This is a genomic window from Rathayibacter sp. AY1C4 (assembly GCF_002932195.1).
Lineage (GTDB): Bacteria > Actinomycetota > Actinomycetes > Actinomycetales > Microbacteriaceae > Rathayibacter.
In genome coordinates, this window is record NZ_PSWE01000011.1 from 1 (window position 1) to 12218 (window position 12218).

Below are 12218 nucleotides of genomic sequence, written 5' to 3' on the forward strand. Positions count from 1 at the left end.
GAGAGAAACGGGAGGCGCCCGGCCCTTCCGCCGCCACGCCGTAGGATGGATGCCCGTGGCTCTCACTATCGCAATCGTCGGTCTCCCCAACGTCGGCAAGTCGACGCTCTTCAACGCACTGACCAAGAACACGGTGCTCGCGGCGAACTACCCGTTCGCGACGATCGAGCCGAACGTGGGTGTGGTGAACCTGCCCGACTCCCGCCTCGAGGTGCTCGCCGGGATCTTCGGCTCCGAGCGCATCCTCCCGGCGCCCGTCTCCTTCGTCGACATCGCCGGCATCGTGCGCGGCGCGTCCGAGGGCGAGGGCCTGGGCAACAAGTTCCTCGCGAACATCCGCGAGGCCGACGCGATCGCGCAGGTCATCCGCGGCTTCGAGGACTCAGACGTCGTCCACGTCGACGGCAAGGTCGACGCCGCCAGCGACATGGAGACGATCAACACCGAGCTGGTCCTCGCCGATCTCCAGACCCTCGAGAAGGCCGAGGCCCGCTACGAGAAGGAGCTCAAGGGGAGGAAGATCGAGCCGATCGTGGTCGAGACCGCGAAGAAGGCGCGCGAGTTCCTCGACCAGGGCAAGCCGCTGTCGGCCTCCTCGATCGACCTGGAGCCGATCCGCGAGCTCGGCCTGCTGACCGCCAAGCCCTTCATCTACGTCTTCAACGTCGACGAGGCCGTGCTGACCGACGACGCCCGGAAGGCCGAGCTCGCGGCCCTGGTCGCGCCGGCGAAGGCGATCTTCCTCGACGCGAAGATCGAGTCCGAGCTGATCGACCTCGACGAGGCCGACGCCGCCGAGATGCTCGAGTCGACCGGCCAGACGGAGTCGGGCCTCAACCAGCTCGCGACCATCGGCTTCGACACCCTGGGCCTCCAGACGTACCTCACGGCCGGCCCGAAGGAGACGCGCGCCTGGACCATCGGGAAGGGCTGGACCGCGCCCCAGGCCGCCGGTGTCATCCACACCGACTTCCAGAAGGGCTTCATCAAGGCCGAGATCATCTCGTTCGACGACCTCGTCGAGACCGGCTCGATCGCCGAGGCTCGCGCGAAGGGCAAGGCCCGCATCGAGGGCAAGGACTACGTCATGCAGGACGGCGACGTCGTGGAGTTCCGCTTCAACGTGTAGGACGGCCGCGCTCGGCTCGAGGCGCCCGGTTCGCTCGGATCCCCGGATCCGCGAGCCGGGCGCTTCTGCGCGGAGGTGCGGGATCGCCGACCCCGGGAGTCCGACACGAGGCCGGTCACATCCCCGGACGTCCGCCCCGCCCCGTCAGTTCAGCACGTCCCCGATCAGCCAGCTCGACAGCCCGACGAGGGTGCAGACGCCGACGACCACCCAGGCGACGGTCCGGCGGACCGAACGGGAGACCGCCCCCGAGCTGCGGGGAGTGGGACGCAGCGGCGGCGTGTACGCGGGCGGGACGGTGTAGGTCCGGGCCGGCGGGAGGAGTCGGGGGAGAGTGACCGGACGGCCGTCGACCCACTCGGCGGGCAGCTCCGCGGCCTTCGCGGCCTGCAGTGTGAGCTCGACCTTCAGCGGGGATCCGCGGAGGGAGGCGTAGGCGGCGGCGGTGAGACCGAGGCTCGCGAGGTGGCGGAGGGTCGGGGTGAAATCCGCCGAGAGGGTCGGGGAGAGCTCGCCCACCCGCTCGCCGTCGAGACGGAGCTCGACGAGGTCGCCCGCCGGGTGCAGGGTCACCAGCAGCAGGCCGCGGCCGCTCGCCGGAACGACCGTCGAGAGGCGGGCGAAGTGCTCGTCCTCGCGCAGGACCGGCAGGCCCCGCGACCAGGGGAGGATCGAGTGGCGCTCGACGGGCGGCTCGTTGAGCGGCACGAGCAGCTCGGGGGCGACGAGGGCGACGCGGAGGACGGCCCGCAGGCCCTCCTCGCCGCGCTCGACCCGGAGGCGCGCGGTCGTGACCGGGACGGCTCCGCTCGCCACGACCCGGTCGAGAGCGGCCCGGTGGGCGGAGGCGTTCGGCAGGTAGCCGAGGACGCGGCCGCCGACCCGGACCGAGACGGCGTCGAGGCCGGTGGGGTGGTCGGGCTCGGGGATCAGGTCGACCTCGAGGGTCCGCTCGTTGATCTCGCCCTGCTCGAGCGTGCGGCCGATCAGATCGGCGATCTCCTCGATCCGCTCGGCCTCGGCGAGGGCGTCGACGCTCGGGGCGCCGTCGGCGTTCGGGAGGCGGTAGACGACGCGCTCCGTGACGGGGGTGACGGGTGCGTCCCGCACCACCGCGGCACTGTCCTGCGCGGAGCGGCGCGCCCCGGTGAACCGCCTGCCGTCCCACCAGCGCATCTCGGCCGCATCGGCCTCGTCGCGGTACCAGCCCGCCGGCGCACCCTCGTCCATCGACCCCCCCCCGTTCCTCCGGCGAACGAGTCTACGAGGAGGGCGGGAGCGTCAGAGACCCGGGTCCGTGGCGGCGGGATCCTGGGGGGCGAGCGCGGCCGCGGGCTCTCCCGAAGCGGGGCCGCTCCACGCACCGGACTCGTGCGCCCGAGGGCCGGCGATCCACTCCAGAGCCTCGCGGACGAGCATCCGGACGTGACGCGCGTGGCCGATGGTGACGGGGGCGGGATCCTCGAGGACCTCGAGCAGGCGGTGCAGCACGGCACGGCTCTGCAGTCGTGTCATGGGCCTCACGGTAGGGGCCCGGTCGCTCGGACGGTAGTGCCGATCCGCGACAGCGCACCCGTCTAGGCTCGCCACATGACTCGTCTCGACGGTGCCGTCGTCCTCGTCCTCGGAGCCTCGGGCGGCCTCGGCCGCCTCCTGGCCGATTCGCTGGAGGCGCGCGGTGCCGTCGCGGTGCGCTCGGGGCGCGACTCCGCGGCGCTCGGCGAGGCACCCCTGGTCGCCGACCTGCGCGGGGAGGACGAGCCCCGGCGCGTCGTCGCCGAGGTGCTCGAGCGGCACGGGCGCCTCGACGGCGTCGTCGTGGCCGCGGGCGTCGTGGCCTTCGGGCCCTCCGCCGAGCTCGATCCGGCCGTTCTGGAGGAGCTCGTCGAGGTGAACGCGCTGGCGCCGATCCGGGTGCTGACCGCCGCGCTGCCGTCGCTCGTCGCGTCGGCGGGCGAGGGGCGCGAGCCGTTCGCGCTGACCATCAGCGGCGTGGTGGCGGAGGCTCCGACCGCGGGACTCGCCGCGTACTCCGCCTCGAAGGCGGCACTGCACTCCTTCGTGAAGGCCTCGGCCCGTGAGTACAAGCGGGCGGGCGTCCTCCTGCTCGACGCGCGCCCCGGCCACACCGAGACCGAGCTGTCCCGGCACCCTCTCGCGGGAGTCGCGCCCCGCTTCGGCGCGGGTCTGGCGCCGCAGGACGTGGTCGACCGGCTGCTCGACGCGGTCGAGGGCGGCGAGACCGACCTGCCTCCTGCGGCGTTCACCGGCTGACGCCGTCCCGAGACGAGGCGGAGCCGGTCGATCCTCGCGGGAGCGCCCCGGATCGAGCACTGCAGGCTCGGCTGCGTACAGCCGCCGTGATCAGCCTGCGCATCCGGCGGCCGGGACCGCGATCGGCGCGGCAGCCCGTCCGACCGTCCTCCCCGCAGACGCGGGGATACCCGCCGTTCACCGGAGCGTCGCACGGGCGCACTAGCGTCCCTCCGTGCCCGACACCGCCGATGACGCCCTCCGTCCCACTCCCGAGCTGCTCCGCACGCTCACGCCCGCCGACGCGCGGGACCTCGTCGTGCTGGACGAGGACGACGACGATCCGGTGCTCCTGCGCCGCGACGGCACGCAGATCGACACCTGGCGCGAGGGCTACCCCTACGACGAGCGGATGTCGCGCGAGGAGTACGAGGCAGGCAAGCGCCTCCTCCAGATCGAACTGCTGAAGCTGCAGAACTGGATCAAGAAGCACGGGCGCCGACTCGTGGTCGTGTTCGAGGGGCGCGACGCCGCGGGCAAGGGCGGCACCATCAAGCGCTTCACCGAGCACCTCAACCCGCGCGGAGCCCGCGTGGTCGCGCTCGAGAAGCCGACCGAGCGCGAGGCCGGTCAGTGGTACTTCCAGCGCTACGTCTCGCACCTGCCGGCCGCCGGCGAGATCGTCCTCTTCGACCGCTCCTGGTACAACCGGGCCGGCGTGGAGCGCGTGATGGGCTTCTGCACGCCGGCGCAGTACGACGAGTTCATCCGCCAGACGCCGCTGTTCGAGCGGATGCTCGTCGGCGACGGCATCGACCTGGTGAAGCTGTGGTTCTCGGTCTCGGCGGAGGAGCAGCGCACCCGGTTCACGATCCGCATGATCGACCCCGTGCGCCAGTGGAAGCTCTCGCCGATGGACCTCGCCTCGCTCGACAAGTGGGGCGACTACACCGCGGCCAAGGAGGCGATGATGGCGGCGACCGACACCGCCGACGCTCCCTGGACCATCGTGAAGAGCAACGACAAGAAGCGCGCCCGGCTCGAGGCCATGCGCTACGTCCTGAGCCTCTACGACTACGACGGACGCGACGAGGAGGTCGTGGGCCCGCTGGGTCCGGACCCGCTGATCGTCGGATCGGCCGCGGACGTGTACGAGCGCGGCGAGCACGCCGCGACGAGCTGACAGGGGGGACGGACATGGGGGAGTCGGGGATCGGCGCGGAGCTGCCGGGGGTGCACCTGCGCTGGCTGGCGCTCGACGAGCAGACGCTGGACGCCGAGCGGCTGCTGCCGCTGTTGAGCGACGAGGAGCGCGAGCGCTACGCCGGCACGGTCGCCGCGTCGGCGGCCGAGCGATTCGTCTTCGGGCGGGTGCTCCTGCGGATGCTCGCGGCCGAGCTCACGGGGACGCGCGCGTCGGAGGTCCGGGTCGTCGCGTGCTGCCCGCGCTGCGGGGGCGCGCACGGCCGGCCGCGGCTGGAGGGACGCGGGATCGCGCTCGAGCTGCTGTCGGTGAGCATCGCGCACTGCGCGGGCGCCGTCGTGGTCGCGGCGAGCAGCGCCGGTGCGGTCGGCGTCGATGTGGAGCCGACGCTGGGCACGCCCGAGCGCGGGGAGCGGATCACGCGCATCGCCGGGGCGCCCTTCGCCACGGGCGGGATGCGCCCCGCCGACCCCGTCCTGCACTGGACCCGGATCGAGGCCGCACTGAAGGCGGACGGCCGCGGGCTCGAGCTCGACCCGCGCCGGGTGCACGTGCACGAGTCGCACCACGCGGCGGAGGCGCGGATCGACGGCGTCCGCTTCCGGCTGGCCGAGCCGCAGCTGGACCCCGCGCTGCGGGTCAGCGTCGCCCTCGGGCCGATGGGGGACGCGGGCGCCGGGCCCATCATCGGCTGGCGGCGCGAGCACGGCGACGCGCTCGCGGACTCGCTGGTGTCAGCGCCCGGACGGTAGCGGCGGCAGCTCCTCGTCGAGGAGCCAGGCGTCGAGCAGGTCGTCCACGCCCTCGCCGAGGACCTCGGTGCAGAGCTCGCGGAACTCCTCGTCGGTGACGGCGGCGGAGGCGTAGCGGGACGTCCACTCCCGCAGCAGCCGGAGGAAGGGCTCGTCGCCGACGGTGAGCCGCAGCGCGTGCAGGGTGAGCGCGCCGCGCTTGTAGACGCGGTCGTCGAAGAGCGCGACCGGCCCCGGATCGGCGAGCACGAGATCCTGCGCCGCATCCCGCAGCACCGCGTGGTGGCGGCGGGCGCAGGCGTCGGCGGTGGCGCGGCCCGACTCCTCCGACCACAGCCACTCCGCGTAGCAGGCGAACCCCTCGTTGAGCCAGATGTGGCGCCACCGGGCGATGCCCACGCTGTTGCCGAACCACTGGTGCGCGAGCTCGTGCGCGATGAGGCGCTCCGAGCCGCCGCGGCCGTCGGCGTGGTTGGCGCCGAACACCGCCATCGCCTGCGCCTCGAGCGGGATCTCCAGCTCGTCCGCCGTGACGACGACGCAGTAGCGGGCGAAGGGGTAGGGCCCGAACAGCCGCGTGAACAGGGCGAGCATGCGCTCGAGCGGAGCGAAGTCGTGCGCGACCCGAGCGGCCAGGGCGGCGGGGCGGGCGAGGGTCACCGCGACGCCGGCGAGCACGCACTCCTCGATCGCGTAGCGGCCGATCTGCACCGAGGCGAGGTACGCGGCGCTGGGCTCGCGCTGCTCGTAGAGCCAGGTGCGGCGGCCGGAGCGGGCGCTCGAGTCGATGAGCACCCCGTTCGCGAGCACGGCGTAGCCCTCCTCGGCGGTGACGCGCAGGCGGTACGGAGCCTTCTCGGCGACGTCGTCGTTGCAGGGGAACCAGGTGGAGGAGCCGGAGGGCTGCGAGGCGACGAGCACCCCGTCCTCCAGCTCCTCCCAGCCGAGCTCGCCCCAGTGGGTGGCGCGGGGGGCGGGGTGGCCGCTGTACTCGATCTCGACGTCGACGCTCTCGCCAGCGGCCAGCGGCTCGGCGGGGGACACCCGCAGCTTGTGCGGCGCCTGCTCGTGGCGGGCGCGGCGTCCGTCGATCCGGACGCGGGCCACGCGGAGCCGGGAGAGGTCGAGGGAGAACCGCCGGAGCGGCTGCAGCGCGACGATCCGCAGCACGGCCCGGCCGGCCAGGCGGTTCGAGGCGACGCGGTAGTCGAGGTCGAGGTCGTAGGACTCGACGCGGTAGCCGGTGTTCCCGATGCCGGGGACGTAGGGGTCGCCGGCGGTCTCGAGCCCGGTCAGCGCGGGGCTCACGCGACGGGCGCGTGGTAGTCGGCGACGCGCACCTCGCGCCACGGGCCGATCGGGTTGCCGCTCCAGCGGCTGCCCGCGGGCACGAGCTCCCCCCGCATCACGAGCGAGGCCGGGCCGACCGTGCCGTGCTCGGCGATCCGCGCGGCGGGGAGGATCACGCTGTGCGGGCCCAGGGTGGCGCCGGCGTCGAGGCTCACGAGATCCATGCTCATGATTCGATCATGGAACAGGTGCGTCTGCACGACGCAGCCCCGGTTCACGGTCGCTCCGTCGCCGAGCGAGATCAGATCGGCCTCGGGGAGCCAGTAGCTCTCGCACCAGACGCCGCGTCCGATCCGAGCGCCGAGGCTCCGCAGCCACCAGACCAGCGCCGGAGTGCCCGCGGCGGCGTGGGCGAACCAGGGCGCGGCGACCATCTCGGTGAAGGCGTCGGCCAGCTCGCTCCGCCAGACGAACGAGGACCACAGCGGCTGCTCGCTCGGCTCGACCCGCTGGATCAGGATCCACTTCGCGGCGGTGGAGACGGCCGCGGCGACCGCCCCGGCGGCCAGCAGCACGACGCCTCCCACGAGCGCGGCGAGCACCGCCCCGAGCGTCTGGATCAGCGCGAGCAGTCCGGCGACCACGCCGAGGCCGATCGCGACCGAGACGACCACCGGGACGAAGCGGCCGAGCTCCCACGCGATGCGGGCCGCGCGGAGTCGGCGGGCCGGGCGGAAGGTGCGCGCCGACTCCGCCTCGACGACGGTGCGCCGCAGCCGCACGGGCGGTGAGCCCAGCCACGACGAGCCCGCCTTCGACTTCCGGGGCGCGGAGGAGAGGACGGCGACGAGTCCGCCGGCGGGCACGGTGTGACCGGGAGCCGCCATGCCGGAGTTGCCGAGGAACGCGCGCTCGCCGATCTCGGCGCGGGCGAGCCGCATCCAGCCGCCGCCGAGCGCGTAGGAGGCGACGAGCGTGTCGTCGGCGAGGAACGCGCCGTCGCGGATGGTCGTCATCGCGGGCAGGAGCAGCACCGTCGAGGCCTCGACGTCGCGTCCGACCTTCGCGCCGAGGAGCCGCAGCCAGACCGGGGTGAACAGGCCCGAGTAGAGCGGGAAGAGCAGGACCCGCGCGGAGTCGAGCAGCCGCTCCGTCGACCAGACCTGCCAGCCGATCCGACCGCGCACGGGGTGGGTGCCCGGCTCGACGCCCCGGCCGAGCAGGCGCACCAGGACGACGACGAGGGCGGCGAGGACGACTCCGGAGACGGCGACGGCGGGCACGAGGGCGGCGAGAGCGGGCCCGAGCGCGGCGCCGAGGCCGGCCGAGCCGCGCACGGCGGCGGCCACGACGGCGAGCCCGGCCGCGAGGGCGAGGACCGGGACCGCTGCGAGGCCGACCGCGGACGCTCCGTACGCCCAGACCCAGCCCGGGCGGCGCGCCGGGCGCTCCGAGGGGAACCCGGCGTTCGCCCTGCCGAGCCGCTGGGCGGGGGATCCTCCCCAGCGCTGCCCGGCCGGCACCCGCCCGAAGACGGCCGATCCCGGCTCGATCTGCGCGTGCTTGCCGATCCGGGCGCCGGGGAGGAGCGTGCTGCGCGCGCCCACCGTGCTGCCCGCGCCGACCCGGACGGCGCCGACGCGCAGGACGTCGCCGTCGATCCAGTAGCCGGAGAGGTCGACCTCCGGCTCGATCGCGGCGCCGCGCCCGAGCGTGAGCATCCCGGTCAGCGGAGGGAGGGAGTGCAGGTCGACGTCGTCGGCGATGCGGGCGCCGAGCGCGCGGGCGTAATAGGCGACCCAGGGCGCGCCCGCGAGGCTCACGGCCTTGAGCTGGAACGCGATCTGCTCGGCCAGCCAGAGCCGGAGGTGCACGCTCCCGCCGCGCGGGTGGTCTCCGGCTCGGATCCCGCGCAGCAGGGTGCGCGCGGCGAGGACGGTGAGCCCCATCCGCCCGAACGGCGTGAGGAAGAGCGCGAACGCGGGGATCAGCGCGGCGAGCGGAGCGGTGGGCAGCCAGCCGAACCCCGGCACCAGGTCGAGCACCGCGGTGACGGTGAGGATCGCAGTGACCCAGCGGGCGCTGCCGAGCACGAGCAGCGGTGCGCCGAGGAGGGTCTGCAGCACGCGCATCCTGAGGGGGACCGGCGCGATGCGGTGAGCGGACACCTCCGCAGTGCCGGTCGAGCGGCTCTGGATCTCGGCGGCCATCGCCGCGAGACGCGGGTGGGCGTAGACGTCGGCGACCGTGAACTCGGGGTCGCGCTCGCGGATCCGCGCGACCAGCTGGGCGGCGGCGAGGGAGCCGCCGCCGAGGTCGAAGAAGTTCGCCCGCTCGTCGACCGGCACGCCGAGCACGTCGCGCCAGAGGGCGGCGAGCCACGCCTCCTCGGGGTCGAGGGAGGCGTCCTCGGTCGTGCCCACGGCGAGCGGCCAGGGGAGTGCGGCGCGGTCGACCTTGCCGGAGACGCGGGTCGGCAGCTCCTCGACCACGGCCAGCAGCGGCACGAGGGATGCGGGCAGCTCCTCACGCAGGCGGGCGAGCGCCGCGTCGCGGTCGAGCTCCCGGCCGCCGGCGAGGGCCAGGTAGCCGACGAGGACCTGGTTGCCGGCCGCCGTGGTGCGGACCGCGGCCGCCGCCCCCGAGACTCCGGGGAGCGCCTGCAGCGCCGCCTCGACCTCGCCGAGCTCGATCCGCCGACCGCCGAGCTTCACCTGGTCGTCCGCGCGCCCCTGGAAGACGAGGCCGGCGCTCTCGAAGCGCACCAGGTCGCCGGAGCGGTAGGCCCGCTCCCAGCCCAGGAGCGGTGCCGGCGCGTACTTCTCGGCGTCCTTGACCGGGTCGAGGTAGCGCGCGAGCCCGACCCCGCCGATGACCAGCTCGCCGACCTCGCCCTCGCCGACCCGCTGCCCGTCCGCGTCCACGACGGCGAGCCGCCAGCCGTCCAGCGGCAGCCCGATGCGCACCGGGGGAGGCCCGCCGAGGGGCGCGGCGCAGGCGACGACGGTGGCCTCGGTCGGCCCGTAGGTGTTCCAGACCTCGCGACCCTCGACGGCCAGGCGCTCGCCGAGCTCCGGCGGGCACGCCTCGCCACCGAAGATCAGCAGGCGGACGTTCTCGAGCGACTCCGCGGGCCAGAGCGCCGCGAGGGTCGGCACGGTCGAGACCACGGTGATGCCGTGCGTGGTCAGCCAGGGGCCGAGGTCCATGCCGCTGCGGACCAGCGAGCGGGGAGCGGGGACGAGGCAGGCGCCGTGCCGCCAGGCGAGCCACATCTCCTCGCAGGACGCGTCGAACGCGACCGAGAGACCGGCCAGCACCCGGTCCCCGGGGCCGAGCGGCTCCGCCTGGAGGAACAGGCGCGCCTCGGCGTCGACGAAGGCGGCGGCGGAGCGGTGGCTGACCGCCACTCCCTTGGGGGTTCCGGTGGAGCCGGAGGTGAAGATGATCCAGGCGTCGTCCTCGAGCGAGGGCGGCTGCAGCAGCGGGATCGACGCCGTGCTCGGGTGCGGCGCGCTCGCGGTGAACAGGCGCGCGGCCGGCTCGTCGGCGCCGGTGCGCTCGAAGCGGCCGGAGCCGGTGATCACGCCGCGGACGGCGGCCTCGCCGAAGACGAGGCGCGCCCGCTCCTCGGGGTCGTCCGCGTCCACCGGGACGTACGCGGCTCCCGCGGCGAGGACGGCCAGGATCGCGAGGTAGAGCTCGCGGGAGCCGCTGGGCATGCGGATCCCGACGCGGTCGCCGCGTCGGACCCCTGCGGTGGTGAGCTCGCCCGCGAGCTGCACCGTGCGGGCCAGCAGCTCCCGGTAGCTGAGCGCTCCGGCCGGGTCCTCCAGCGCGGAGGCGTCCGGGTGGCGCTCCGCGGTGTCGCGGAGGACGTCGACCAGCGTGCGAGGAGGAGGGGTGGCTGCTCCGGCGTCGAGCACGTCCTGGGGGCCGGCCGTCTCGGTCACGTCTCGTCTCCGTCCCGGCCGCGCGATCGGGAGCGCGGCGGCCGGGGCGACACCGTAGGGAGGCGGGGTGACGCGGAGGTGAACAGGCGGGGTCGGCCCGCCCGGCTCAGTGCGCCATCGGGAGCGGCGCGTCCGACTCCGCCGGGCGGCGGACGAAGAACGCGGCCACGATCGCGACCGTCGCGATCGACGCGCCCCACAGGAACGCGGAGTGGATGCCGCCGGCGTAGGAGGCGACCTCGTCGGCGCTGCCCTGCGCGAGCTCCGCCGACCGGATCGAGAGGACGGTGACGAACAGCGCCGTGCCGGCCGCGCCGCCCAGCTGCTGCACGGTGCCGATGATGGCGCTGCCGTGGGAGTAGAGCGAGGGGCGCACCGAGCCGAGGCCGGCGGTGAACAGCGGCGTGAAGACGAAGGCGAGGCCCAGGCTGAGGGTGACGTGCAGCGAGAGGACGAACCAGGGCGACGAGTCCGCCGCGAGCAGGGTGTACCCCCACAGTGCGCCGGCGACGACGATCGAGCCGGGCACGAGCAGCACGCGCGGGCCGAAGCGGTCGTAGCCGCGGCCGACGAACGGCGCGAGCAGGCCCATCAGCAGGCCGCCGGGGAGCAGGAGCAGCCCGGTCTCCAGCGGAGTGAGGCCCAGCACGTTCTGCGTGTAGAGGGGCAGCAGGATCAGCGTGCCGAAGAGCGCCGACATGCTGACCGCCATCATCGCGATGACGATGGTGAAGTTCGCGGAGGAGAAGGTCCGGAGGTCCAGCAGGGCCCGGTCGGTGCGCTGCAGCAGCAGCTGGCGCGCGATGAAGCCCGCGAGGCCGAGACCCGCGACGACGAACGGGATCCACGGCGCGACGACCGCGGCTCCGCCCTCGCCGAGGCTCGACAGGCCGTAGACGAGGCCGCCGAAGCCGAAGACCGAGAGGACGACCGAGAGCGAGTCGATCGGGATGGAGCGGGGCTCGGTGACGTTCTCGACCTTGCGCAGGCCCAGGAGCAGCGCGCCGATCGCGATCGGCAGCACGATCCAGAACATCCAGCGCCAGCCGAGGAAGTTGAGGATGACGCCCGAGATCGTCGGTCCGACGGCCGGAGCCACCGAGATGACGATCGAGATGTTGCCCATCATCCGGCCGCGGATCGCCGGGGGCACCAGCGTCATCACGGTCGTCATCAGCAGCGGCATCATGATGGCCGTGCCGCCGGCCTGCACCACGCGGGCCGCCAGGAGGACCGCGAAGGTCGGGGCGAGCGCGGCGGTGAGCGTGCCGAGGCTGAAGAGGATCATCGCGGCGGCGAAGAGCGTGCGGGTGTGCAGCCGCTGGATCAGGTAGCCCGTGATCGGGATGACGACGGCCATCGTGAGCATGAAGGCGGTCGAGAGCCACTGGCCCACGTGCGCCTCGACGTCGAAGTCGCGCATGAGGTCGGGCAGCGCCACGCTCATGATCGTCTCGTTGAGGATCACGACGAACGCCGACACCAGCAGGAGGCTGATGACCAGGCGGCTGCGCGGCTCGAGGGTCGTGGCGGCGGCGGGTGCGGCGGGCCGCGCGGCGGGAAGGGTGCTGCGCTCGGTCACAGGTGTTCTCCGGTCGTGAGGGGATCGGTGTGAGGGGCGCATCGACGGCTCGACT

The 12218-nt window shown here is 74.1% G+C and carries 9 protein-coding genes; 4 read left to right on the plus strand and 5 right to left on the minus strand.

Features of this window, described 5'->3' with window-relative positions; all coding sequences use genetic code 11:
- The first annotated feature begins 55 nt into the window (after positions 1-55).
- A complete protein-coding gene (gene ychF, locus C5C99_RS07280; RefSeq protein ID WP_104222958.1) occupies positions 56-1129 on the plus strand; it encodes a redox-regulated ATPase YchF in 1074 nt (357 codons plus the stop codon).
- A 144-nt stretch (positions 1130-1273) separates the two neighbouring features.
- Here the strand turns inward: ychF and C5C99_RS07285 are convergent, their stop codons facing one another.
- Both C5C99_RS07285 and C5C99_RS07290 read right to left on the minus strand, forming a co-directional pair.
- Positions 1274-2359 (minus strand): DUF2510 domain-containing protein, encoded by a 1086-nt coding sequence (locus C5C99_RS07285; RefSeq protein WP_104339854.1) that lies wholly within the window; start codon positions 2357-2359, stop codon positions 1274-1276.
- A gap of 51 nt (positions 2360-2410) precedes the next feature.
- On the minus strand, positions 2411-2644 hold the full coding sequence (locus C5C99_RS07290) for a hypothetical protein (protein WP_146078402.1): 234 nt from the start codon (positions 2642-2644) through the stop codon (positions 2411-2413).
- 75 nt (positions 2645-2719) lie between these two features.
- On the opposite strand from C5C99_RS07290, the gene C5C99_RS07295 reads away from it, so the two are divergent.
- The 3 genes from C5C99_RS07295 to C5C99_RS07305 all read left to right on the plus strand — a co-directional run bounded on the left by C5C99_RS07295 (position 2720) and on the right by C5C99_RS07305 (position 5338).
- Positions 2720-3403 (plus strand): SDR family oxidoreductase, encoded by a 684-nt coding sequence (locus tag C5C99_RS07295; protein WP_104291548.1) that lies wholly within the window; start codon positions 2720-2722, stop codon positions 3401-3403.
- Positions 3404-3704: 301 nt separating this feature from the next.
- Complete coding sequence (gene ppk2 / locus C5C99_RS07300; protein WP_244229668.1) at positions 3705-4565, plus strand: polyphosphate kinase 2; 861 nt, start codon at positions 3705-3707, stop codon at positions 4563-4565.
- A gap of 14 nt (positions 4566-4579) precedes the next feature.
- On the plus strand, positions 4580-5338 hold the full coding sequence (locus tag C5C99_RS07305) for a 4'-phosphopantetheinyl transferase superfamily protein (RefSeq protein ID WP_104222962.1): 759 nt from the start codon (positions 4580-4582) through the stop codon (positions 5336-5338).
- On the opposite strand, the gene C5C99_RS07310 is transcribed toward C5C99_RS07305, so the two are convergent.
- The 3 genes from C5C99_RS07310 to C5C99_RS07320 all read right to left on the minus strand — a co-directional run bounded on the left by C5C99_RS07310 (position 5321) and on the right by C5C99_RS07320 (position 12205).
- Entirely contained in the window at positions 5321-6646 is a 1326-nt protein-coding gene (locus C5C99_RS07310; RefSeq protein WP_258063657.1) for a M1 family metallopeptidase, read from the minus strand. The two genes, C5C99_RS07305 and C5C99_RS07310, sit on opposite strands and share 18 nt — an antisense overlap.
- Complete coding sequence (locus tag C5C99_RS07315; RefSeq protein ID WP_258063658.1) at positions 6643-10581, minus strand: Pls/PosA family non-ribosomal peptide synthetase; 3939 nt, start codon at positions 10579-10581, stop codon at positions 6643-6645. Before C5C99_RS07315 ends, C5C99_RS07310 begins: the two co-directional genes overlap by 4 nt.
- Positions 10582-10687: 106 nt before the next feature.
- Positions 10688-12205 (minus strand): DHA2 family efflux MFS transporter permease subunit, encoded by a 1518-nt coding sequence (locus C5C99_RS07320; protein WP_104317626.1) that lies wholly within the window; start codon positions 12203-12205, stop codon positions 10688-10690.
- Positions 12206-12218: the final 13 nt, after the last annotated feature.

Excerpts from the sequence above, each read along its gene's own strand:
- C5C99_RS07290 (WP_146078402.1), bottom strand. The coding sequence starts at position 2,644 with ATGACACGACTGCAGAGCCGTGCCGTGCTGCACCGCCTGCTCGAGGTC.
- C5C99_RS07305 (WP_104222962.1), top strand. The coding sequence starts at position 4,580 with ATGGGGGAGTCGGGGATCGGCGCGGAGCTGCCGGGGGTGCACCTGCGC.
- C5C99_RS07320 (WP_104317626.1), bottom strand. The coding sequence starts at position 12,205 with ATGCGCCCCTCACACCGATCCCCTCACGACCGGAGAACACCTGTGACC.
- C5C99_RS07295 (WP_104291548.1), top strand. The coding sequence starts at position 2,720 with ATGACTCGTCTCGACGGTGCCGTCGTCCTCGTCCTCGGAGCCTCGGGC.
- C5C99_RS07285 (WP_104339854.1), bottom strand. The coding sequence starts at position 2,359 with ATGGACGAGGGTGCGCCGGCGGGCTGGTACCGCGACGAGGCCGATGCG.